At 56.3% G+C, this 22,567-nt stretch carries 22 protein-coding genes, 1 tRNA gene and 3 pseudogenes; 16 read left to right on the top strand and 10 right to left on the bottom strand.

Going from position 1 to position 22,567, the window contains the following annotated elements:
• The first annotated feature begins 171 nt into the window (after nt 1-171).
• The 7 genes from fusA (at nt 172) to J4859_RS15395 (ending at nt 10,326) form a co-directional block, all read left to right on the top strand.
• Nucleotides 172-2,247, top strand: a complete 2,076-nt coding sequence (fusA, locus tag J4859_RS15425; RefSeq protein ID WP_212331353.1) for an elongation factor G — start codon at nt 172-174, stop codon at nt 2,245-2,247.
• A 186-nt stretch (nt 2,248-2,433) separates the two neighbouring features.
• Nucleotides 2,434-3,630, top strand: coding sequence for an FprA family A-type flavoprotein (locus J4859_RS15420; RefSeq protein ID WP_212331352.1), 1,197 nt, complete (start codon nt 2,434-2,436; stop codon nt 3,628-3,630).
• A 128-nt stretch (nt 3,631-3,758) separates the two neighbouring features.
• Nucleotides 3,759-5,180, top strand: a complete 1,422-nt coding sequence (locus J4859_RS15415; protein WP_212331351.1) for a hemolysin family protein — start codon at nt 3,759-3,761, stop codon at nt 5,178-5,180.
• 27 nt (nt 5,181-5,207) lie between these two features.
• Nucleotides 5,208-5,792, top strand: coding sequence for a hypothetical protein (locus J4859_RS15410; RefSeq protein WP_212331350.1), 585 nt, complete (start codon nt 5,208-5,210; stop codon nt 5,790-5,792).
• Between the two features lie 105 nt (nt 5,793-5,897).
• Nucleotides 5,898-6,365 (top strand): YtxH domain-containing protein, encoded by a 468-nt coding sequence (locus J4859_RS15405; RefSeq protein ID WP_212331349.1) that lies wholly within the window; start codon nt 5,898-5,900, stop codon nt 6,363-6,365.
• 85 nt (nt 6,366-6,450) lie between these two features.
• The gene (locus J4859_RS15400; RefSeq protein WP_212331347.1) at nt 6,451-7,293 is read left to right on the top strand and encodes a PRC-barrel domain containing protein; all 843 of its coding nucleotides are present in this window, start codon (nt 6,451-6,453) and stop codon (nt 7,291-7,293) included.
• A 45-nt stretch (nt 7,294-7,338) separates the two neighbouring features.
• Nucleotides 7,339-10,326: a glycoside hydrolase family 3 protein gene (locus J4859_RS15395; RefSeq protein WP_212331345.1), complete on the top strand. Its 2,988-nt coding sequence runs from the start codon at nt 7,339-7,341 to the stop codon at nt 10,324-10,326.
• Nucleotides 10,327-10,507: 181 nt separating this feature from the next.
• Here the strand turns inward: J4859_RS15395 and J4859_RS15390 are convergent, their stop codons facing one another.
• The 3 genes from J4859_RS15390 to pfkB all read right to left on the bottom strand — a co-directional run bounded on the left by J4859_RS15390 (nt 10,508) and on the right by pfkB (nt 12,368).
• Nucleotides 10,508-11,059, bottom strand: a complete 552-nt coding sequence (locus J4859_RS15390) for a LemA family protein (RefSeq protein WP_212331343.1) — start codon at nt 11,057-11,059, stop codon at nt 10,508-10,510.
• Between the two features lie 57 nt (nt 11,060-11,116).
• Nucleotides 11,117-11,207 (bottom strand) — tRNA-Ser (locus tag J4859_RS15385).
• A gap of 231 nt (nt 11,208-11,438) precedes the next feature.
• A complete protein-coding gene (gene pfkB / locus J4859_RS15380; RefSeq protein WP_212331341.1) occupies nt 11,439-12,368 on the bottom strand; it encodes a 1-phosphofructokinase in 930 nt (309 codons plus the stop codon).
• Nucleotides 12,369-12,539: 171 nt separating this feature from the next.
• Here pfkB and tadA point away from each other — a divergent pair, with 171 nt between their 5' ends.
• Complete coding sequence (gene tadA / locus J4859_RS15375; RefSeq protein WP_212331339.1) at nt 12,540-13,088, top strand: tRNA adenosine(34) deaminase TadA; 549 nt, start codon at nt 12,540-12,542, stop codon at nt 13,086-13,088.
• 16 nt (nt 13,089-13,104) lie between these two features.
• Here tadA and J4859_RS15370 read toward each other — a convergent pair whose 3' ends face one another.
• A complete protein-coding gene (locus tag J4859_RS15370) occupies nt 13,105-13,707 on the bottom strand; it encodes a class I SAM-dependent methyltransferase (RefSeq protein WP_256436892.1) in 603 nt (200 codons plus the stop codon).
• A 173-nt stretch (nt 13,708-13,880) separates the two neighbouring features.
• Here J4859_RS15370 and J4859_RS17245 point away from each other — a divergent pair, with 173 nt between their 5' ends.
• From J4859_RS17245 to J4859_RS15335, 8 genes and pseudogenes are all read left to right on the top strand, one after another.
• Complete coding sequence (locus J4859_RS17245) at nt 13,881-14,003, top strand: hypothetical protein (RefSeq protein WP_256436772.1); 123 nt, start codon at nt 13,881-13,883, stop codon at nt 14,001-14,003.
• 3 nt (nt 14,004-14,006) lie between these two features.
• A pseudogene (locus J4859_RS18045) lies at nt 14,007-14,582 on the top strand (transposase).
• A 1,000-nt stretch (nt 14,583-15,582) separates the two neighbouring features.
• Nucleotides 15,583-15,756, top strand: a complete 174-nt coding sequence (locus J4859_RS18040; protein ID WP_212331335.1) for a hypothetical protein — start codon at nt 15,583-15,585, stop codon at nt 15,754-15,756.
• 279 nt (nt 15,757-16,035) lie between these two features.
• Complete coding sequence (locus tag J4859_RS15350) at nt 16,036-16,653, top strand: biotin transporter BioY (protein WP_212331333.1); 618 nt, start codon at nt 16,036-16,038, stop codon at nt 16,651-16,653.
• Between the two features lie 176 nt (nt 16,654-16,829).
• Nucleotides 16,830-17,732 (top strand): deoxyribonuclease IV, encoded by a 903-nt coding sequence (locus tag J4859_RS15345; protein WP_212331331.1) that lies wholly within the window; start codon nt 16,830-16,832, stop codon nt 17,730-17,732.
• Nucleotides 17,733-18,270: 538 nt separating this feature from the next.
• Nucleotides 18,271-18,393, top strand: coding sequence for a hypothetical protein (locus J4859_RS17240; protein WP_256436771.1), 123 nt, complete (start codon nt 18,271-18,273; stop codon nt 18,391-18,393).
• Between the two features lie 15 nt (nt 18,394-18,408).
• Nucleotides 18,409-18,702 (top strand): annotated as a pseudogene (locus J4859_RS15340) (MarR family winged helix-turn-helix transcriptional regulator); the annotation flags it as partial.
• The gene (locus J4859_RS15335) at nt 18,699-18,857 is read left to right on the top strand and encodes a hypothetical protein (RefSeq protein ID WP_212331329.1); all 159 of its coding nucleotides are present in this window, start codon (nt 18,699-18,701) and stop codon (nt 18,855-18,857) included. The pseudogene J4859_RS15340 and the gene J4859_RS15335, both read left to right, overlap by 4 nt.
• A gap of 366 nt (nt 18,858-19,223) precedes the next feature.
• On the opposite strand, the gene J4859_RS15330 is transcribed toward J4859_RS15335, so the two are convergent.
• The 6 genes and pseudogenes from J4859_RS15330 to metA all read right to left on the bottom strand — a co-directional run bounded on the left by J4859_RS15330 (nt 19,224) and on the right by metA (nt 22,543).
• Entirely contained in the window at nt 19,224-19,388 is a 165-nt protein-coding gene (locus tag J4859_RS15330; protein WP_212331327.1) for a hypothetical protein, read from the bottom strand.
• 395 nt (nt 19,389-19,783) lie between these two features.
• A complete protein-coding gene (locus tag J4859_RS16520) occupies nt 19,784-19,933 on the bottom strand; it encodes a hypothetical protein (RefSeq protein WP_249113683.1) in 150 nt (49 codons plus the stop codon).
• Between the two features lie 34 nt (nt 19,934-19,967).
• Nucleotides 19,968-20,321, bottom strand: a pseudogene (locus J4859_RS18035) (transposase); the annotation flags it as partial.
• Nucleotides 20,215-20,535: a hypothetical protein gene (locus J4859_RS15320; RefSeq protein WP_212335456.1), complete on the bottom strand. Its 321-nt coding sequence runs from the start codon at nt 20,533-20,535 to the stop codon at nt 20,215-20,217. The gene J4859_RS15320 and the pseudogene J4859_RS18035, both read right to left, overlap by 107 nt.
• A 126-nt stretch (nt 20,536-20,661) precedes the next feature.
• On the bottom strand, nt 20,662-21,015 hold the full coding sequence (locus J4859_RS15315) for a hypothetical protein (protein WP_212331323.1): 354 nt from the start codon (nt 21,013-21,015) through the stop codon (nt 20,662-20,664).
• Nucleotides 21,016-21,586: 571 nt separating this feature from the next.
• Nucleotides 21,587-22,543: a homoserine O-succinyltransferase gene (gene metA, locus J4859_RS15310; RefSeq protein WP_212331320.1), complete on the bottom strand. Its 957-nt coding sequence runs from the start codon at nt 22,541-22,543 to the stop codon at nt 21,587-21,589.
• Nucleotides 22,544-22,567: the final 24 nt, after the last annotated feature.

Below are 22,567 nucleotides of genomic sequence, written 5' to 3'. Positions count from 1 at the left end.
CGAAAAACGTACTATCCGAAGGCCCATGGCTGACCGTCCATCCCCAAGGCTCCCTACGCCTCCCGATATCCGCGGCGTCTTTCCAGCCCCTACGGCTATGGTAGAAAAGATCTCATACGTTCGAGGGGCGGGGAAGCCTTGTCCTTCTTTGGGACTACGGGAGAACCAACTATGGCAGATACAGAAAGCAAAACGGTCAAGAATGTGGTATTGGTGGGCCAAGGCGGCGTGGGTAAGACCATGCTGGCTGAGGCTATGCTCCACGTGACAGGGAAAACAACACGGCTCGGTGGCCACGCCGGAACCAAACCCACGCTTGACTACGACAGCGAAGAGGAAAACCGCGGATTCTCGATTTCGACCGCGATCGCACCCATTGAGTGGGAAAATGCCCGCATCAATGTCCTCGATGCTCCCTGCTATCCTGACTTTATCGGTGACGCCTATACATCCATGAGCGCCTGTGAGGCCGCGCTCTTCGTTGTTGACGCAGCAGGCGGTCCGGAGACCGTGACCACACGGCTATGGTACGCCGCAGAGGACCTTTCCCTCTCCCGTGCCATCTTCGTCAACCGTATTGACCGCGCAGAGGCGAACTTCGATGCTACGATGGATCTGCTGAGGGTCCGCTTTGGTAACCGTTTGGCCGCCGTCACGATCCCGATGGGCGTCGGCGATGACTTCAAGGGCATCATCGATATTGTCCACGGTATAGCGCGGCACAACGATAACGGAAAGCCGGTTGAGGAGCCCATTCCGGACGACTACAAGGAGCAGGCAGCTAAGGCACGCGACGCGCTCTGCGAACTTGTCGTCGAAGCGGATGACGATCTGATGATGAAGTACCTCGACGGTGAGGGGATCACCCAGGAGGAGCTTGAGAGCCTGCTGCACAAAGCGTTAGTCCAGCGCATCTTTGTCCCGGTCTTCGCTGGCTCTTGCATCCGCGAGGAGGGCGTTATCTCGCTGATGGATAACATCGCGGACTACTTCCCAACGATGAGCGACTTCGGCCGTATCCCGCTGATCAACGGTGAGCAGCTTGACATCTCCCCGGATGACGAGCGGCCGGTGGCCTTTGTCTTCAAGACGCTGCAGGATCCCCAGAATGGCAAACTGAGCTTTGTGAAAGTGTTAGCTGGTACTCTGACCTCGGGGTCATCGTTGGTCTGCGCACGCACTCGTAAGAGTGAGCGCCTGACACACCTCTATCGGATGATGGGGCACGAGACGAGAGAGATCAAATCCGTCTCCGCAGGCGATATCTGTGTGATCCCGAAGCTCGACGTAATGGCAGGCGACACCCTGTCGGTGACCGGCAAAGTCGAGGCCGCGGCCTTCCGGTTCCCCAACTCGTTATATCGCATCGCGATTGAGCCGGATAAGCGTGGTACTGAGGACAAGCTCTACACCTTCCTAGAGAAGGCTGCCTCCGCAGATCCGACCCTCAAGGTGGAGCGCGATGAGGAGACCAACCAGACGGTTATCTCCGCGATCGGTGAAGCCCAGGTCTCGGTCCTGCTTGCCCGTCTCGAGGATCGTGTCCACATCACGGCGCACACCGTCAAACTGCGTATCCCGTACCGTGAGACGATCCGCCGTGTCGCTTCCGCCGAAGGCAGACACAAGAAGCAGACGGGCGGTGCCGGACAGTTCGCGGACTGCTGGCTCAGGCTTGAGCCGAACCCGGGTCAGGGTTATGAGTTCGTCGACGAGGTCACTGGCGGCCATATCCCCAAGAACTTTATTCCGGCTGTTGATAAAGGCGTTCAGGAGACCATGCAGGAAGGCGTCCTGGCTGGCTATCCGGTGATCGACGTGAAAGTCGCCGTCTACGATGGCTCCTATCACCCGGTGGACTCCAATGAGATGGCCTTCAAGACCGCTGCGCGCATCGCCTTCCAGAAGGCAGCGGAGCAGGCAGAGCCGGTCATCCTGGAGCCGATGGCAAAGATGAGCATCACGGTGCCGGAAAGCTACGCGGGCTCCATCATGGGTGACATCTCCGCGTCCCGTGGCCAAGTTGAAGGCATGGAAGCCGCCGACAGCAAGCAGCAGGGGATGACGACCATCGCGGCGACCGTGCCGTATGCGGAAGTTGTGGATTACGCGACGCGCCTGCGTTCCCTCTCCCGTGGTACCGGCGAGTTCACGATGGAGATCGAAGGCTATGAGCAGGTACCTCACGACGTACAGGAGAAGCTGCACGAGGAGTACGAAGAGCGCAGAGCCGCTGGCGTCAGATAGTAACTGAAAAGCACGTATCAGAGCCTACAACACAGAAAGTTGTAGGCTCTTTGAGAATTGTTACTATCTATGAGACAAGGGATCAATTGGGTACAATAGAATGTGATGTATCCCTAAGGCACATGCGCGACAACCCCTGGGGATGGTGAACCATAAGCGCAACCAAAGAGAACTAGGATGATGGAAATGCTGAGTGCAGTACAAATTAAACCCGATGTGTACTGGGTAGGTGCCCTTGATTGGAATGCTCGGAGCTTCCACGGTTTCAAGACTGAGAAGGGCATCACGTACAATGCGTACCTGATCCTGGATGAGAAGGTCACACTGATCGATACCACGAAGATCACGTTCAAGGATGAGTTCCTGCAGCGCATCTCGTCTGTAATCGATCCTTCTAAGATCAACGTGCTGATCAGCAATCACGTCGAGATGGATCACTCCGGCAATATCCCTACGATCAAGGCACTGGCGCCCAATGTGGAGATCTACACTTCAGCGCCGCAGGGTGTGAAGGGGCTCACCGCTCACTACGGGGGCCTAGGCTACCACGGCGTCAAGACCGGCGACACGCTCAACATCGGTAAGCGCATCCTCACCTTCGTGCAGACTCCGATGGTCCATTGGCCTGACAACATGGTCACCTATGATGCCTATGACAAGATCCTGTTCTCCAACGATGCCTTCGGACAGCACTTTGCGACCTCCGGCCGCTTCGACGACGAAGTGGACTTCCACGAGGCGATGGCCCAGGCGCGCAAGTACTACGCCAACATTGTGCAGCCCTACCGCATGCAGGCGGCCAGCGCTGTGAAGGCCGTCCGCGGTCTTGGCCCAGATGCCCTCGATATGATCGCCCCGTCACACGGCGTGATCTGGCGCTCCCATGTTGAGGATATCCTGAAGGCCTATGAAGACGTGTTCACCTCAGGCAAGGTACAGGACAAGGCCCTCGTGCTCTATGATACGATGTGGGGCTCTACGGAGAAGATTGCCCGCTCGATCACGGATGCCTTCTCTGAGAGGGGTATCCCGGTTCAGCTCATGGACCTCAAGGCCAACGATGAATCCGACATTATGGATGTCTTCCTGGATTCCAAGTACATCTGCGTGGGATCTCCGACCTTCAACAGCCACATGCTCCCGACCGTGGCCGGCATGCTGAACTACATGCAGGGGCTCTCGCCCAAGAATGATCAGCGCATCGGGGTCGCCTTTGGTTCCTATGGCTGGGTCCCGCTCGGCCAGAAGCAGATCCAGGCTGCCCTGAGCGAAGTTGGCTTCCAGATACCGCTGAAGCCTGTGTCTTACAACTACATTCCGAGCAAGGATGCACTCAATCAGGTTAAATCTCAGATAGAGGACCTTGTAGACCAAACCAAGTAGGCATTTCGGGTATATAGAAACTGCGCACAGACGGGCGGAAGACCAGCGCTTCCGCCCGTGTTTCATCTGCATCTGATAAAATAAGCTGTGTTTATTTTTTCACCTACAGGAGGTTGCGTCTAGTACGCATGGACATAGCAATTAGCATAATCGTTACGTTTGTCCTCACACTCGCAAACGGGTATTTCTCCATGTCTGAGATGGCCATCTCGACGGCCAAAAAAGTAATGTTGGATCACGATGCCGAAGAGGGTGACACCCGGGCTGCCTTGGCGGCCAAGATCAGCGATGATCCGACGGAGGCGTTGGCGGCGATCCAGGTCGCAATCACTCTGGTTGGGTTTGCAAGCTCCGCCTTCGCAGCAACCAATCTTTCCGAGCCGTTTGCCGGCTGGATGGAGTCCCTCGGGATGGCAGAGGGCGTGGCTGCGGTCTTAGCGCCGATCATCATCACCCTGATCGTCTCCTATTTCTCTATCGTTGTCGGTGAGCTCTTGCCGAAGAGCATCGCGCTCTCGGATCCTGAGCGCATGGCGAAAAGCGTCGCCGGACCGCTGGCGCACTTCACGGTCGCCGTCAAACCGTTGGTCTGGCTGACCTCTGCTTCCGCGCGGGGGTTAGGATACATCTTTGGGGTGAAGAGCCCCGAGGAGCGCAACAACGTCTCCGAAGACGAGATCAAGTACATGGTGCACGACGCGGATGACCTTTCAGACGAAGAGAAGTCGATGATCCACGAGATCTTCGATCTGGGTGACGCAATCGCGCGTGAGGTGATGGTGCCGCGTGTCGATATGACCGCAATGGAGGATACCTCCACGCTCGACGAAGTGCTGACCGTTATGCGGAAAACCGGATACTCTCGTATCCCGATCTACCACGAGGATGTGGACCGCATCGTCGGTATCGCTCACATCAAGGATATCATCACTCCGTTACTTGACGAGAATAGGGATGGCGCACCGATCTCCCGCTACATGCGTGATGCAGACTTTGTCCCGGATACCAAGGATATTATCCCCCTGCTCCAGGAGATGCAGTCGAGCCACGACCAGATGGTGATCGTCGTCGATGAGTACGGCGGCACTGCCGGCGTAATTACGATCGAGGATATCGTCGAGGAGGTTGTGGGCGAGATCGAGGATGAGTTTGACCCGGACAACAAGTACCTCACCCAGCTCAATGACCGTGAATGGCTCGTGGACGGTCGCTTCTCGGTTGACGACGCGGTAGACCTTGGCTGGCCGATTCCAGACAACGAGGAATATGAGACTGTAGCAGGCTTTATCCTGGATCTGGCAGACCAACTGCCGTCTCCGGGTGATGTGTATACTAAGGATGGCTATATCTTCAAAGTGCAGTCAATGCGCGGAAGACGTATCGCGCTTTTGCGTGTGACCGCACCCGAACCTCCTGAGCCTGAGGAGGCGGACGAGGATTTTGATCAGAAGAAGGATGAGGAGAAAGCCTCTGATATAGAAGAGGACAAGAAGGATACCAAAGACGAGTCGTCGGAGAATAGCAACAACTCCAAAGCGGACGATCGATAGAAATGAGCGTTAACGGCTATGGCACAGATGATCGAATTTAAAAAAATCAGCGTGGGACCCCAGTATCTGACTGCCCGCATCCACATCGGCGATGGGTACCCAGTGATGACGGACGAGGATCTTGAGGCGACTACGCGGATCTGGCGCCTGATGCCCCAGATTGCCAACCACGTCTGTGTCGGTGACGGCGGCAAGACCTTCCGCGATGTGATGGGCGCCACTGATGTGGCGCACCTGCTTGAGCACGTGACGGTTGAACTGATGGCCCGCACAAACCTGGGGCCTGACATCTCCTATGGTAGGACCCGGGCGGATGACAGTGCACAGCGGACCTATATCGTGCAGCTTGACTGCCCCGACGACGTGCTCTGCGTGGGGGCACTCTCAAGCGCCGCCTGGACCCTGCAGTGGGCGTTTGACGGTGGAGGGGAGCCCGAGCCGGATATCGAGGCAATCGTCTCAGGACTTCTCGCGCTGGTCCAGCGGGTTGACCAGGATGACCAGGGGAATACCCCGGAACACCCTGAAAACGGACAGCTGCAGGAATCAGAAGAACCGGCGCCGAACCCTGAGGATTCTGATACTATATCTTTTGATCAGGCTAAGGATTGATCTACGCACTTGGTTGTGAACACCCTATACGGTAAACTGGGTATAATTCACAGACAAAAAAGTGGAGCCGCATTGCACGGCGCAAACAAAAAGGAAGGACGCTATATGAGCAAGGGAAGCACAGGTCTTGGATTTGTTTTGGGCGGCATGTTTGGCGCTGCGGTAGGTGCCATTGCGGGGATGTTGCTTGCTCCACGTTCTGGCGCCGAGAGTCGTGCGATGGCAGCAGATGCCATGAATGATGCGTGGGATAATGCGGTTGACTCCTATGAGCGCGGTTCCCGTGTCGTTAACACAAAGATCAATGATTTCCGTCCTCAGGTGGATGCACGCACCGATGAGCTCCGCGCAAAGATTGACCTTGCCCGTGAGCGCATGGACCAGCTCCGTGACTCCCTGAATGATGCCGTGGCGGCGACTTCCGATACCGTTGCAAATGCGGCTTCAGACGTCGCCGACACTGTAAACGCCGTTGCAGGCACTGATGAGTCGGCAGCTGAGCCCAGCAGCGGCTCCGTGCACGTCGACGTTGAGGACAACAAAGACGCTGGGGATACCTCAGAGACCGAGTAGGTTTTGTCTACAGCAGTGAGTTGAAACAACAAGGCGCAGCGTATCAGTTGCGCCTTGTTGTTTATACGGGAAGGATGGGGGCACCGTGCTGCGTATAGGAAAGATGTATAGGATGCCGGTCTATACCGAAAAGAAAGATCGCCATGGGAAAACAAAGGAGACCCGTCTCGGCCGTATCCATATGACTGTGTTCTCCCCGTCCGGCAAGCGTGTGGTGGGCTTTACGATCTCACGCCCCGATATTGCAGGCATGGTGAAACGCCCTGATGTCTTTATCGCCTACGACTCCTTTACAGTAGTAGATGAGAAGGGGATTGTCCCTACCCAGGGGGACGAGAGCTTTGATAACAAAGCCCGTGAACGCCTCCATATCGACTGGGACCACTGTCTGATCTGTACCGGTATGGATGCGAAGACCACTGATGGCAAGGAGCTCGGCTACATCGACGATGCGGAATATGACCCGGAAACCGGTAAGGTCTCAAAGTTCTTTGTCGGTGATGACAGCCTCTCCCGCAAGCTTGTCGGTGCCATTGAGATCCCAGTCTCAATGCTCAAGGGGTATCACAAGGGCTACATGGTTGTTGCTCCGGAGGCTGCACACCTCGGATTGGACGGCGGCCTTGCCGCCAAGGCCGGCGAGAACTACGCCAAGGCCAAAATCAAAGGAAAGGAAGCCGGGAAAAAGACGCAGAAAGCCATGGATAAAGGCGCCTATAAGCTGGGGCACCGTATCTTAGAAACCAAGCAGGCGATGGAGGAATCCAAGAAGGAGTTTGACGAGGTGAGCGGAAAACCGGCCAAAAAGAAGGCTACGGAACAGAAAGATGTGAGTGCCCAGGCCGCACGCGCTGTCGGGAAGCAAATTGGTAAAATGGGCTCAATGTTCGAGTCGTTTAAGAAGGAGTACAAGAAGGCCAGCAGATAGCCTATGATGGTCTTTTTGGAATGATGCACTGAAAAAGGGATTCTTGTGCCGAAAAAATCGCTGACACCTGCCAAAACCGTACGTCGCCGTGTTCTCGGTATCGTCTTTATCGGTCTCACTGTCGCCGCCAACATCGCAGTGGCCCAATTCGGGAAGACGCTCAATTCATGGATTTCGATGGACCATGTGGATGTAGGCCAGGCCGACTATGATGCACGGATCGCAAGCGACAGGCGCTTGGCTACGCAGGAGCAGGCTGAAGGCATCGTCCTGGTTAAAAACGACAATCAGACACTTCCGTTTTCCAGAAACACTGATAAGGTGAACGTCTTCGGGTGGAGCTCAACGCAGTGGGTTGCAAGCGGTTCAGGCTCAGGCGGCGTGGCGGGAAACTCGGTCGGCATCCTCGATGCGCTGGTCAATTATGGGGTCTCCTACAACACCGAACTGAGCGATATGTACCAGCGCTACAGCGAAAGCCGCCCCCGCTCCTCGCAGGGCTCGCTCAACTCATTTGCGGATGACTACTGCCGACTGGTGGAACCTTCAATCCAAAACCGGGCTTGGTATACCCAGAAGATTCTGGATGACGCCCAGAACTATTCCGATGCCGCCCTCGTTGTTATCAGTCGCGTCGGCGGTGAGAGTATCGATGCCCCCGGTACGCAGAGCAAACTCTCCAATACCGGTACCGTGACGCGAGACCCTAACAGAAACTATCTTGAGCTCTCGACGCAGGAACTTGACCTGCTCACGTATGTGGGGACGCACTTCGACAAAGTGGTTGTGCTGGTAAACTCCACCAACCCGATGGAGCTCGGTCCCCTCAATACGATTCCTGGCATCGACGCCTGTCTGCTCGTAGGGACAACGGGTACCACCGGCGCCAATGCGATCCCCCAGTTGCTGTGGGGCGATGCGAGTCCTTCAGGTAGGACTGCGGATACCCACCCCTATGACTTCAAAACCAATCCCAGCTATGTTAACAGTGGCAGCTGGGGACACGGGACCTATACCAATGGACAGGGCTACTATCCCGCAGACGGTACGCTCAACGGTAACGTCGGCACCATCGCCCAATACAATGGGGTGAGCTACTACGACTACCAGGAGGGTATCTACGTCGGGTACCGCTGGTATGAGACTGCGGATGCAGAAGGCTATTGGGACGATGTCTCCAACGAGTACGGAACCGGCTATCAGGGGGTCGTGCAGTACCCTTTTGGCTATGGGCTCTCCTACACCACCTTTGATTGGCAGGTCATCGACCGCTATCCCCAAACCGGCAATTGGATCGACGAGAATACGCAGATCAGCTATACCGTGCGGGTAACCAATACTGGATCGGTGCCCGGGAAAGAGGTCGTAGAACTCTATTTTTCACCTCCGTACAAACTGGGGGAGATCCAAAAACCCGCTTGGGTGTTAGGGGCGTTTGCCAAGACCGATATGCTTGCCCCTGGGCAGAGCCAGGACGTGACCCTGACCGTCACAGGCAGGGACATGGCCTCCTATGATTGCTATGACGCGAACCATGACGGGTTCTCCGGCTACGAGCTGGACAGCGGAGCCTATACGGTGCAGCTTCGCCATGACGCGCACACTCCAGCGGATATCGAGGATGGATCGCTGACGCTGAATATCCCGCGCACCATCGAGCTGGGTACGGATCCGGCAACCGGTGCCACGGTTACCAACCGCTTCACCGGCTCGGGCGCTGTGGATGGAGTATCGATCGACGGCAGCAATTCCGATGGGAATATCACCTGGCTTGACCGCGCGGATTTTGCGGGCACCTTCCCGCATGAGCGGGCGGATAACCGGGCGATGACAGAGAACATCCAGGCGCTCAATCTCTACAGCAGACAGCAGGCTGAAGCTACCATTGACCCTAGTGGACCCAGTGTGAAGACTGGACAGTCTGGCAATCAGATGCTCGGAGACGACGGATCGATCACCAACCTCGGCTATGCCCTTGGTATGAACTACAACGATCCCCAGTGGGATGGACTGCTTAACCAGATGACGACGCAGGAGCAGGAGGACCTGGTCCTGCACGGTTACTCCAACACTACCGATATCAGAAGCATCGGCAAGCCGCAGAGCAAGGAAGTCGACGGCCCCTCTCAGGTGGGGTCCTTCAACCAACCCCGCCACGGCGTCGGTTTCGCCGACGATGCCCTACTCGCGCAGACCTGGAATACCGATCTTGCCCACCAGATCGGGCAGGCGCTGGGTCAGGAGGCAGCCGATCTCGGTGTTGACGGTATCTATGCCCCCTCGGCCAATATCCACCGCTCTCCCTTCGGAGGCAGGAACTACGAGTACTTTTCTGAGGATCCGCTGCTGACCGGCGATCTCTGCGTGCAGGAAGTCCAGGGCATCAAAGAGACCGGTACCTACTGCTTCGTGAAGCATATGATCCTGAACGATCAGGATACGAACCGTGACGGTATGTACACGTGGCTGACGGAGCAGGCGCTGCGTGAGATCTACCTCAAGCCCTTCCAGCTTCTGGTAGAAGAGGGCGGTGCTACGGGCATGATGAGCTCATATAACCGTATCGGCGCGGTCTGGGCTGGCGGTTCCCCAGCACTCTTGCGTGATGTGTTGCGCGATGAGTGGGGGTTCCGCGGCTCGGTGATCACCGATTACGCGGACCATCATACCTATATGAATCCTGATCAAATGCTGCGCGCCGGCGGGGATCTCTATATGGACGGTATCATGCGCAACGGTGCCTTTGTCTATGGCACGACATCCAACACCTTCCAGAACGATCTGCGGAGCGCCACCAAAGATATCCTCTATACCTGGCTCAATGCTAGATCAGAGAACCTGCTGTACAACCAGGCAAATCCTGAGCAACAGTTGGTGCGTCCGATCAAACACACAGGATTGCCGATCTTTGGTATCGTTATCGGCACCCTCGATGCATTCATCCTCACGATCGGGACGGTAAAGATCTGGCAGCATTATCGCAAGACACATCCTGCGCACAGCAATGCCAAACAGGCGAAGCACGCGCGCTAACGCATCGTAAAGGACTTGACCGAGCTGTGCGGACGATAGAAAACCGCATCGGCTTCGCCTTCCTCGGCTGACTGGACAGTACCGGCTCACCGCCGATTACGGTACAAAAGAAGTCTCCCGCTCCCCTCATGGGGAGCGGGAGACTCGCTCTTACTATCTCTGTCTGAGAACGCGCGGAGTATTAGAACTGCACTTTTGGTGCCTGGCGCGCCTCACCGTCCTCTACGGCGAAGCCCTCACGCTTCTTAAAGGTGGAGCCTGCAACAATATTGCCCGGGAACGTTTGGATCGCGTTGTTGTAGTTGAGGACGCAGTCATTGAAGCTCTGGCGGGCATAGGAGATGCGGTCTTCAGTATTGCGCAGCTCTGTCTGAAGCTGTTGGAAGTTCTTGTCCGCCTTGAGGTTGGGGTAACGCTCTGACACCGCAAAGAGCTGACGCAGCGCATGGGTCAGATGGGAGTCTGCTGCCAGCCGTCCTGACGTGTCGATTGCCGACGTTGCCTCTGCGCGAGCTGCGGTGACTGCTTCGAGCGTTTGGCTCTCGTGTTTGGCGTAGCCTTTGACGGTCTCCACAAGGTTAGGAATGAGGTCAAACCGGCGCTGAAGCTGCGCATCGATGGTCTGCAGAGCATTGTCACACTGATTGTTTTTCTCGATTATGCCATTTCTCAGTGCGATGAACCAAATAATGATCGCAGCGATGATAACAATGATGATCATAACAGTGGCCATATATTTCCCCTCCGTTGCATAAAAGCTTTGATGCGGATTTGAAATAAAGAAGGAATGTGGCGGAGGGGGAGGGATTTGAACCCTCGAGACGGCTCAGCCGTCTGACGGTTTTCAAGACCGTTACATTCAGCCACTCTGTCACCCCTCCGACTAGCAGAATATAACTATACCTCAAATTTATCTTTTAGACTATTGCCAACCTATATCTCACGGGTTTCCCAAAGACGAAGTACCTCCGATTGGGCTTGTCAACAGCACACTCAGGCTCGGTACAACACCAAAAGGTTTCTGATTCCTGTGTAAAAAAGCAGAAGGCATACGCAGCAATGCGGTCCGGGCAAGGATCGTACATGTACAGAAGCTTCACTGATCGGTTCTGCTATGGGCGTTCAAGTTTGACCTTGGGGAGCAGCGATTCAATGACCGAGCGCTCTGCGCTCTGTGAGCCTGATTGCATAACGTTGGCAGAGCCGGAGGCGATAGCGAGAACCGCGGTGTCCTCAAAGCTGTAGAAGTGCTCCCAGGCATAGGCGATGGCCCCGAGGAGTGCGTCTCCTGCGCCCGCGGTGGAGCCGACCGGCACCCGAGGCGCACGGGCCACCAGCACTTTGTCCTGCGTAACAAAGATAGCCCCATCGGCGCCCCTCGAGATCACGACTTCTTTGATACCGGAACGGAGGAGATCCTGGGCAGCTTGTATGGCGCCTTCCTGAGAGGTGATCTCCTGCCCGACCAGTTCAGACAGTTCATGCAGATTTGGCTTGATCAGTGTGGGAGAGGCATCGATGCCTGCTACCAAAGCCCGTCCATTGGTATCGAGGAAGACGCTTGCTCCGGCCTTTTTACTCGCCCTGATCCACGAGGCATAGGTGTCTGAGGAAATACCTCGCGGCAGGCTGCCGGAGAGCACCACGATGTCTCCCTGCCTGATATCGTTGATCAGCCGCTGCAGCAGATTCAAGAGTTCCTGTGAGCTTACGAGTGGTCCCCGCTCATTGATATCGGTATGGGTTCCTGTTTGGGTATCGATAAGCTTGAGGTCGGTGCGGGTCTCCTCTTCGATGGGGACTGAGATGCAGCTGATACCGAGATTGATAACTGCATCCTGAATATAGGTGCCAACATTGCCGCCCAGCAGGGCGTAGGCGCAGGTATTTCCGCCTAATTTGGCGACCGCCTTTGAAACATTGATACCTTTGCCGCCGGCGTCCTTACGTGAGCTTACAATGCGGTTTACCTGATTGACGTGAAACCCTGCAATCAGGGCTGTCTTATCAAGCGCCGGATTGAGGCAGATGGTTCTGATCATGGTATAGGCCTACCCTTTCAGCTGTGCCGACGCGGGGCACGGTATGTGATACGTTTCATAGATTCCAGCGTATCATCTTTGGTGGATTCAAGTATTTTTACTCTAGGATTATTCGCTCAACGCAGGCAGGCCTGTGCAGCTGTGTTAGATGTTTGTCACAGAAAGGTTTGCATGGAGGATCAAGATCTATTAGATGAGCGGTATATGCAGGAAGCCCTCATCGAGGCTGAGATCGCTTCCTTTGAGGGGGAAGTGCCGATCGGCGCGGTGGTGGTCTACAACGGGATCATTATCGCTCGGGGCTACAACCGCCGCGAATATGAACGCGATCCGTCCGCCCATGCGGAATTCAAGGCGATGATTGAGGCATCGCATGTGTTGAACCGCTGGCGCCTCACTGGCTGCACCGTCTATGTCACACTTGAGCCCTGCCTCATGTGCGCAGGCTTGATGGTCAATTCCAGGATCGACCGCTGTGTTTATGGGGCCAAAGACCCGAAAGGTGGTGCCTTAGGATCGTGCTACGATGTGTCTCACGACCCACAGCTGAACCATGAGTTTGAAGTTACAAGCGGCGTTCTGGAAGGGCCCTGCGCACAGGTCCTGAAAGATTTCTTCCGTGAGCGCCGAGTGCAGCGGAAAGCACAGACCGAACAGGCCACACCACCTGCAACAGGAGAAAGTCCAGATAGTGGATCTCAAGAACCCCCCAACCAATAAGGTGGGTGGGAGCCTGCTAGCGCAGCTCAATCTGGCGCAGCCGCACATTCTTCATATGGTGCGCAGCGGTCTGGATAGCCTCTGAGAGCAGCTCCTGGGTCGTAAAGTGGGAGCAACTGCAGGTGGCGAGATACCCGCCGCAGGGGAGTAGGTGCACTGCCGCCTCGTCGATCTCCTCATAGCCCTTCTTGGCATGGTTGAGGGACCCTTTGCTCTTGGTGAACGCCGGAGGATCAAGGGAGATCAGATCAAACGGGCCACTCTCAGCACGGGGGAAATCGCGGTCGTGCGCATGCTTGGGGAGATAATCTACCGTATCAGCGCAGGTAAAGTCGATGGGTGTTTTCGGATCGACGGAACCATTCTCTTTGTTGAGCCGCGCCTTGTTCTGTGCCAGCTCAAGGGTGATATCGGAGATATCGACACCGCGGACGTAGGTGGCGTCACCGGCGGCATTGAGGCCGAACGGCCCGACGTGGCAGGAGCAGTCGAGAACCCGCCGCCCTTGGGCGAGGTATCTGACCACGCGGCAATTATACTTCTGATTGAGGAAGCAGCTGGTCTTTCGGCTGTTACCGATATTGATTGTGAAGGTGGGGTCGTTTTCCTGTGCCCTGATCTCCGTGGTCTGCGGGGGTGGGAACCCCCGGGGTACCCTCGAGGGTCTTGTAGCGCTGGATAGTATCCCAAATGACGCTCCTAGTGTGTGTTAAGAGGCATCTCGCGGCTCTTGCAGATTTCGGAGAAGAGCATCGAGTACCTATCCCAAAGCTCGTAGCGCTTCCTTGCTTCGTGCTCGATTTCACTAATTCTGATGGGCTCGTCGCCGAGCCTTGCGGCGATCTCTCCAGATGCGCTGCCATCCGCTTCAACCTGAGATTCTCAAGCGTTACCAAAGAGCCGATGTCGCACTGATCGGTGTTGCCTACGAGCTCTATAAGAAAGAAGGGACAACCTACTAGAAAAGCAGCAAAAGTGCCAATGAAGAGCGGGGCATCTGGCCTATCGAGAAGCCAGATATCAAGGATGTGTGCCCCACTTGACCACGAGGTAGAAAAATTGAGGGAACGCCACTTTGAAAACTTCACCCTCCCGCTTCTTTGGTTGGATGTCACCTGCATCAAGTGCAAAGAGAGCTGCAGAGTCTCTAACCCTGCAGTGGTTAGAGCTATCATCTTAGATGACATAGGATACCGGCATGTTGTGGGACTGTCCGTACTGGATACAGAGAACTGCAAGGGATAAAAACCCTTCTTAGAGGACCTCAAAGCACGCGGTATTACAGGTGTTACCTGCACAACCTCAGATGCCCATGAAGGACTAAAGCATGCAGTTCGTGAGGTCTATCCTACATCGTCGTGGCAACGCTGCGCTGTGTATCCAGAGCGTGATGTGATCAGCAAAGGGAAAACCAAAGAGAAGTGCGCTCAGATCGCAGCAGTCATCTCTAAGGTCTTCAAGGGGAAAGACCCAGATATGGTACATGGTTCATAGCGTGCAGCACAACGATAAGCTTTCAGGCTATCAGCTCTTCAGTAACCGGGTGTTTAGAGAAGGCAAAAACCAGATGTCTTGACGTATTTGTGGATCTCCCCTCAGCCTTCAGGAAGCGCATCTATACCAACAACGTTCTCCGATAGTGTGTATCAGCCTGCAGAGTGCAGACTGCATGGCACAACATGCAGCATGGTGACACCTCAAGGCTGTCCTTCTGTCCCATGTTGTACAGCCGTGTCCCGCCGACGGCGTGGCCTGATAGAAGCCTGGGGACAAACTGCCAGCTGCAAAAGCCGCACCCTCCCATCGAAGTGCTGTTCATGCAGGGCTTTCTGGCAGAGAAGGAAGGCCATCATAGATGTCGATTACGAAAATGTGCCCGAAGGGGAGCTCTGGGCTGGAGGCGACACGCATGCAGATACAAACTGGCTCTCCGTCGTCGACATCCGCGGCAGAAAGCTGTGCTTGGAGCAGCTGCCTGCAACAGCGAAAGGCCGCCGACAGGATCTTTGCCACAAGCATCTCGATGTTGGCAGGCGTGGGGTGCAGCGGATCGTACGGCGCAAGGATGGCCGGGGAGCTTGCTGGAAGGGGCATCCCCTGCTACGAGGTCGTCACGCTCGGGCTGCAAACGCATCTGCAGCAAGGGCGATGCCGCAGATGCACTCAGGGCTGCGCTGCAGGCGCTCTATGTGGTACACGAGAGCCTCGTGAGGTCATACACCTCCTTTGCAGGGTTGGGCACAGCCAGCATCCTGTACAGGTACGCTTCGTCGGAGGTGTCTGTCGACTGCAGCGACGTGGCAATCGCAAAGGGGGAAACCCAAAGTGCATGCGCTCGAAGGCGACCTTCGCGGTGCTGTGCGGCGCATCGCCCCTCAAGGCATCGAGGGGAGCGAGCGCTACAGGCTCTACCACGGAAGGGACAGGTGCGCGAACAGGGTGCTGCACGTGATTGTCATTCACAGGTGGAAGATCGATCCGAGAACCATCGCATATGCACAAAAGAAGGCGCAAAGAAGGGCTCTGCGACAGGGAGATACGCCGCTGCCTGAAGCGCCAGGGAGATACGCCGCTGCCTGAAGCGCTACATAGCGCGCAAGGCATAACCGCCCCCTCACACACCCGCTCGATCTTAAAGGAGGCAGGCATGGCAGGAGAGGCTTGGTAAACAGACCGACGCAGAAGGCAGCTGCAGGGGCCGACCTTCGCAGCAGAGGCAGCGATGTAGACACCCGCTAAAATATACATCTCATGCTAAAGTATGAGACCGTGTCTATATTTCAGTCTGATTTCGTGAATGAGAGGCAGAGGGGAGACATGCGACAGAACTGCTACGCTTGCTGTATACTCTATGAAACTTTCCCTGCAGAACAATGGGGAGACATGCGACAGAACTGCTACGCTTGCTGTATATATTCCTTGTCGGATTGTCTCGAAAGGAAATGAAATGAGAAAGAAAATGAATGACGTGGTTCTCGAAAGTGCACCAGTCGCAACTGGTCTCCCTGGCCTTGTGCGCAGCAGCAGTACAAAGGCAAGCGTTCTGTGCATCGCGGTCGGAGCTGTGGCGCTTGCGCTCTGTGCGAATCTCGAGATTCCGCTTCAGCCCGTGCCCTTCACGCTCCAGATCCTGGCGCTTGGCTTTATTGCTGCAACGCTGAAGCCGAAAGAGGCCGCATCGGCTGCTGCCGCCTATGCTGCAGCCGGTGCGTGCGGCCTGCCGGTCTTTGCAGGTGGCATGGGCGGCGTGTGGCGCCTGGCAGGCCCTACCGGCGGTTTCATCCTCGGCTTCATTGCCGGTGCTTGGGTAGGATCGTTCCTTCTCTCCAAGCTCTCGAAGACGCACCTTCCTTGGGCCGTGTCCGCCTTCATCTCTCTCGTCGCAATGATAGGAGCTGTCTATCTTTGTGGATGGGCGCAGCTCGTGCTCGTCGTGCATCTTTCTGTTTCCGCTGCCTTTGCAGCAGGCGTCGCTCCCTTCGTCGTTTTTGACCTCATAAAGGCAGGCCTTGTGGCATCTGTCTTGGGGGTAGGGCATATCGTCGCAGACAGTATGCATCGCTGAGGCGCAGCCCGCACTCTCTATGAAGTTCATCAAGGCAGTCTGGGAAGGTATCCCGGGCTGCCTTTTTCTGTCAGAGGCCAGTGCATGCATCTGCAGCCTTTCTGCTCTTTTGCGGCTAGCCTTCAGGTGGGCATAGAATCGCTGTGGATACAGTCTGGGTAGGAAGGTATGAGGCTATGGGCGACATCGTGGTAGGCTGTCATCTCTCGACGTCGAAGGGCTATGAGGCGATGGGGAAGTGCGCGCTCGAGATCGGCGCGAACACGTTTGCTTTCTTTACAAGGAATCCCCGGGGTGGCAAGGGCAAGGTGCCAGATTCTGCCGATGTGCAGGCGCTCCTTGATCTTATGGAGCGCCACCAGTTCGGCAAGCTCGTGGCACATGCTCCCTATACGATGAATCTGTGCTCTGCGAAGCCAGATGTCGTGGAGTATACGCGGCAAGCCTTCGCATCCGATATCGAGCGCATGGAAGAGCTGCCCGGCAACTACCTCAATTTTCATCCGGGCAACCATCTGAAGCAGGGGGCAGACGAAGGAATCCGACTCATTGTCGAAGGACTCAACCAGGTACTCGTGCCTGGCCAGAAGACCATGGTGCTGCTCGAGACCATGGCAGGAAAGGGGACCGAAGTGGGCCGCACATTCGAGGAGATCGAGCGTATCCTCGAGGGCGTTGAACACGACGAGCTCATGGGCGTCTGCCTCGACACCTGCCACGTGAACGATGCGGGCTATCCGATAGCAGAGGACCTTGACGGCGTGCTCGACGAGTTCGATCACGTGATCGGCCTCGAGCGCTTGAAGGCACTGCATCTGAACGATTCGAAGAATCCCCTTGCTTCCCACAAGGATCGCCATGAAAGGCTCGGCCAGGGCACACTCGGCCTTGCTGTCTTCCAGAAGATCGTGACGAACCCACGTACGAGCGGCCTTCCGATGATACTGGAGACACCGAACGAGCTTTCCGGTTACCGGCGCGAGATCTCGGCGCTGCGGGCACTTGCACGGGGAGCTTCGCTCGAGGAAGCCGAAGCGCTGCTCAAAGCTGCTGATGACAAGGCTCAGAAGAAGGCATAGTCTTCAAGGTAGAGACAGGTTTGCCGGCCGTACCGGATGGCCTGTCCCGACGAGAAGCCACAAGCTTTGATGTTCTTGGGGGAACATGATGTGCAGTGCAAAGACAGCTATGGTCTGTGCCAGCATCGATGTGGGATCAAGGAACATGCAAAAAGCATCCTGCATGAAGTGGGCACCGCGCCCTTCAGGTGCTGTAGAGCCAGATTGTGCTGGCGAAAAGTCTCTCCTCGATCTGCGTCTCCCTGCCAAGGAGCCTGTGACCTTTGAACGCATAAGCGGAGAAGAGCCAAACGCAGAACCGGCCAGAGGATGCGAGTCCGCCTTGTCTGGAGATGCACTTAGTTCTGCCGGCATGGGCAAGATGCCGAAGAATGAGTACGACGCATAGCGGTATCTCCATGTCGACGGGTATCCACGTCAGGTGCAGAACCCTGCGCCTGCTCTCTCTGACTGCATAGCAGCGGGCGGTCATGCTGTCTTCTGTAATACCGTGAGGGTGGACAGGACGTTGTGGATAGCGAAACGCCGAGGAGGACGGATGGATCTCAGGGACAGACTAGCCTGGCAGCTGCATACGATCTTTGTGCGGAAGATTATGGTGCCCTACTGCGATATCTTTAAAGGCGAGCTTGCCTTGTTGGTTGCAGACGATAGTGCTTGAGGAGCTCTCTATGGGAACGAGGGGCTGTGCCAGCAGGGGCTGGCCAGGCAACTCCTCCTGTCGAAGCAGCACATTTCGAAGATCGTTTCCTGCCTCGGAAAGCTTGGCTTCGTGGAACTTGCGCGCGATCCGGAAGATGGCAGAAGCCACATTGTGAGCCTTACGGATGAGGGGCACCCCTACCTCGGGATCCATATTGAAGGGACAGAGAGAAAGGTAGAAGAGTCCTTCGCTCAGCTGGCTCCCGAAGAACACTCAGAGCACGACGAAGCAATGAATATAGTCATTCGTCTGTTCGAGAAGATGTGAGTGCGCCTCTTATGGGCATCGATACATCCTGCGCCCTGATGTTTGGCAACAGCTTCACGCGTACCAATGGCCTGCCGGATCTTCTGAGCAAGGAGCTTTCTCGTGAGGTCGAGATCCATGTGGGGGGAGGAGCACGCCTCGCCGAGCAGCTCTAAGCATGTGATGGCAGGCATCCAAGCGTGGAGAGCACGGAGCTTGCTGTGCAGATCGTTGCTTCTGCTATCAAAGGTGCTTGAGCCCTATGCGACCTGGCAGACCATCTTTCCGATCACGATATTCAGGATCTCAACGTCCGCGGGGTGCATGCCGGCACGGCCGATGTATCCCATGGACCGGATCGTCTCTTCAGTCATCTCGCCGATGAGGCCCTCTTCTAGGGAAACGATGATTAATGCCCCATGACGTGCCAGAGGAGACCGACCACGTGGTCTTTCGCAGCCGGCATGCGGGAAAGGCAGGCAAGGATGCCCATCCAGCACGTGCAGAAACCGCCGTCCTGCCCCATGCACCGTACCAGCCCCTTAGAATGGCTTAATTCTATACCATCTCTGTGCCACTTCTCCCGTCTCGTGAATCTTGCCTAGTTCGATCTGTATGCTCTGCTGTGCAAGCTCGTCTATTCGCTTTCTTGCTTCGTCGGAAAGGGTATGCCTCGGCTGTCTATCCATCTCCTCAAGCAGCTGCATGCTCTTCTCAGAGATGTCAGTGGCAAGACGGCTACTTCTCCTCTATATCGGCAAGCACCGCTTTCATAAGGCGAATGAGGGATCCTGCCGAGGGGAATACCAGTACAGCCTTTGGTCTGCGTTGAAGCGCTCCTGATACTTCTATTGGTGTCAATCCCCAAGCCGATCCGGATCGGTATCTATCGGAAAGCCATCGTCTATCGCTATGGTATCTCTGTGCAAGATCCCAGAACTAGTAGCGCCCGAGCTTGAGATCGCAGAGAGTGGAGGCAATCACACCGAGGGCCCCTGCAGCCGCCTTCTGCGTCGGTCTGCTTTCCAAGCCTCTCCTGTCATGCCTGTTTCCTTTAAGATCGAGCGGGTGCAAGGGGGTCTCTGTGATGCCCTTCTAATTGTCAAGTCGTTTTGGGCATGCGGTTCTGGGCAATGATGTCGTAGTACAGCTCGCGCGCTATGTATCGCTTGACGCATCGTATCGCCTCGAGCTTGGAATGTCCCTCGGACATCTTGCGGGCCACTGCCTTGAGTGCCTTGTTGTGCCTCATGCCCTTGGCGATGCCAAGCATCGTAGTGCTTCCCGAAGCGCTTCTTCGTCCCCACGAGGGAGTTGCAGCTGAATATGAGCAGGTTCTTCAGCGCCTTGTTGCCTTTATGGGCGTCCCTCTGCGACCTTATGGACGACCCGGAATCATGGTCTGCGGGAGTAAGGCCGCAGTATGCGGCAAGTTTGCTGTCTCTTAGGAAGAGTGAGGTGTCGATCGAGGTGGCGAGCGCCGAGGCACTCTTGGGCCCTATGCCCAAGATGGTAAGCAGGCAGCGGTAGGTCTTATCGTCCTGGAGCAGGCGTCCCAGCTCCGCGGAGAGCTCCGCCCCTCTCGGAGCTGGCCGCGAGGATCTCCCTGGCAAGGCTGCTTGCCAGCATGTCCTTCGCATCGGGATGGAAGGACGTGGGGGGAGCGTGGGACAGCTTCCAGAAGGCATCCCTTGCCCGGGCGGAGACGCCGTGTCTCGCGCACAGCGTGCAGTAGTGCCTCCTGCCTGCCGCGGCAAGGCTCTTTGCCCCTGCGTATTCGGCCATCGCCCCGAGCTGCCAGGCGCTCGAGAGCTGCACGGCGGGCTCGGCGGCGGGGTCGGACTTAAGAAGCACCGCATGGAGCCTGTTGCGGGCCGGCGCGCCTCGTGGCATATGCGAGCTGTAAGGACAGCAGCGAGACGCAGACGCTGAGGTCGTCGGTCTCGGCGATCGGCCTGATGGCCGTCCTGATCCCGATCCCTACCTGCGCGATGAGATCGGTATCTGCTCGGTCATTCTTCGCGGTTCCGGGGAAACATCTTCCGGGCGTACTTCATCGCCTTCCCCGGAAGGTATCCAACATCGATCCTTTTCGCGCACCACCTGTACACGATAAGCGAGCCGATGTTGTTCTTCTGGTCCACAATTGACCAGGGCGCCCGATTCCGCCTCGTCGAGCAGAGCCTCGATGTTCTCCTGGCACCTGTCCTGCCTGTAGCTGATCGCGATGGTGCCACCCGGTTTCAGGTTCACTGCCCAGTGAAATGGCCTCCTGACATCTATCCCGAGATAGAAGCGCTGCGGCCCGAACCAGTCTTTCTGCTTGCACTCCATGGTGGTACTTTCCTTACTGTCCCGCGTGTCTGAGGGGCGGACATCCACACTACCCTGCTTATCGTGTGGCACATCCCTATCAGCCGTTCTCAGACAGACCACCATCCCTTAGCAGCAACACCTCCCGGGCCTTCGTAAGAGACAGGGACATACGGCTATCCGGGGAAGGCTAGCCAGCAGCCCCTTTCAGGGCCATCTACAAGGTTAGGGAATCCGCAGGCACTTCATTGTCGAAAACCCCAAAGCTCGAAGAAGTCCCCAGGGGGCTGTCTCTCACTGTAATGGGATAGAGAAGACCTCCTGCACACTCGAGTCTTTCTCGCCCTTGCAAACCTCGCCATGTGCATCTTTTGCCGGCAGGCTGCTTAGCCCGGCTCCCAGAGTCGCTTGATCTGTCTTGGGGCCTCTTGCGGCACATGGGGCAGGACAGATGTAAGGACAGCGGCTTCTGCACGTACTGGATGGGCATCCTTTCCCGCATGCCGGCCGCAAAAAGCCGTGTGGTCGGTCCTCTCCAACACGTTATGGGCATTAATCAGCGTTTCTCTAGGGCTTGTACAGGTGCCATAGATCAGAACTTCTGCTCCAGGTGCTGATTGAGGAACTTGATCATGCGAGGGATCCCGTCAAGGTCGTAGGAGGTCATCTGGTAGACCCAGTTTAGCCAGTTGCGGTAGAGTAGGTTGGCATGGGCGCGCCAGGTGAATCTGGGCTCGTAGTGTGGGTCGTCCCCGGGGAAGTAGTTGACCGGAAGCTTGATCGGCTTGCCTGCCGTCTTGTCGCGCCAGTACTCCTCAGCGAGTGTCGTGCGCCCATACTCAAAGTGTCCGGTGAGGTAGATCTCGTGGAAGTCCCGGGTAGCGATGATAGCCGGGCCGCTCGTGATGCCCTCTGAAAGCACCTGCAGTTCCGGGTGTTCCCTGAGTTTCGACTCATCGAGCATCGCATGGCGGGAGTGCGGCATGTAGTGCACGTCGTCAAACCCGTTCGTGAGGAAGTCGTACTCATCGCAGAGCCGCTGCGGGAAGATCCCGAAGAGCTTCTCAGGCAGTTCGATCTTGGGGATCCCATAGCTTGCATAGAGCTTTGCCATCGCGCCCCAGCACAGATACATCGTGGAGAGCACGTGTTCATCTGCCCATGCCATGATCTCTTTGAGCTCGTTCCAGTAGTCTACCTGCTCAAACTCGAGCTGTTCCACCGGGGCACCCGTGATGATCAGCCCATCATAGTCATTGTTCTGATAGGTGTCGAGGGTCTCATAGAACTTGACGAGGTGGTCTTTCGAGACGTGGCGCGCCTCATGGGTGGAAACGCGCATGAAGTCGCAGTCCACCTGCAGCGGGGACTTTGAGATCAGGCGCAGGATCTGGGTCTCGGTCTCGATCTTGTTGGGCATCAGATTGAGCAGGACAATATGCAACGGGCGGATCTGCTGTTCGTTTGCTGCCTCCTCCTCAAGTGCGAAGATGTGTTCCCTGTGTAGGATCTTTTTGGCGGGGAGGTCGTCGGGGATATTGATAGGCATGTGGTGGAAACCTCTTTCGAAACG

It is taken from the genome of Atopobium sp. oral taxon 416 (genome assembly GCF_018128285.1).
Lineage (GTDB): Bacteria > Actinomycetota > Coriobacteriia > Coriobacteriales > Atopobiaceae > Olsenella_L.
This window is presented reverse-complemented; position numbering and strand designations above follow the sequence as displayed.

Coding starts and splice junctions, on each gene's coding strand:
- J4859_RS15350 (WP_212331333.1), top strand. CDS start 16,036: ATGAGAAAGAAAATGAATGACGTGGTTCTCGAAAGTGCACCAGTCGCA.
- fusA (WP_212331353.1), top strand. CDS start 172: ATGGCAGATACAGAAAGCAAAACGGTCAAGAATGTGGTATTGGTGGGC.
- J4859_RS17240 (WP_256436771.1), top strand. CDS start 18,271: ATGGATCTCAGGGACAGACTAGCCTGGCAGCTGCATACGATCTTTGTG.
- J4859_RS15390 (WP_212331343.1), bottom strand. CDS start 11,059: ATGGCCACTGTTATGATCATCATTGTTATCATCGCTGCGATCATTATT.
- J4859_RS15405 (WP_212331349.1), top strand. CDS start 5,898: ATGAGCAAGGGAAGCACAGGTCTTGGATTTGTTTTGGGCGGCATGTTT.
- J4859_RS15330 (WP_212331327.1), bottom strand. CDS start 19,388: ATGCAGCTGCTTGAGGAGATGGATAGACAGCCGAGGCATACCCTTTCC.
- pfkB (WP_212331341.1), bottom strand. CDS start 12,368: ATGATCAGAACCATCTGCCTCAATCCGGCGCTTGATAAGACAGCCCTG.
- tadA (WP_212331339.1), top strand. CDS start 12,540: ATGGAGGATCAAGATCTATTAGATGAGCGGTATATGCAGGAAGCCCTC.
- J4859_RS15410 (WP_212331350.1), top strand. CDS start 5,208: ATGATCGAATTTAAAAAAATCAGCGTGGGACCCCAGTATCTGACTGCC.
- J4859_RS16520 (WP_249113683.1), bottom strand. CDS start 19,933: ATGAGGCACAACAAGGCACTCAAGGCAGTGGCCCGCAAGATGTCCGAG.
- J4859_RS15345 (WP_212331331.1), top strand. CDS start 16,830: ATGGGCGACATCGTGGTAGGCTGTCATCTCTCGACGTCGAAGGGCTAT.
- J4859_RS18040 (WP_212331335.1), top strand. CDS start 15,583: ATGCACAAAAGAAGGCGCAAAGAAGGGCTCTGCGACAGGGAGATACGC.
- J4859_RS15415 (WP_212331351.1), top strand. CDS start 3,759: ATGGACATAGCAATTAGCATAATCGTTACGTTTGTCCTCACACTCGCA.
- J4859_RS15315 (WP_212331323.1), bottom strand. CDS start 21,015: ATGGAGTGCAAGCAGAAAGACTGGTTCGGGCCGCAGCGCTTCTATCTC.
- J4859_RS15420 (WP_212331352.1), top strand. CDS start 2,434: ATGCTGAGTGCAGTACAAATTAAACCCGATGTGTACTGGGTAGGTGCC.
- metA (WP_212331320.1), bottom strand. CDS start 22,543: ATGCCTATCAATATCCCCGACGACCTCCCCGCCAAAAAGATCCTACAC.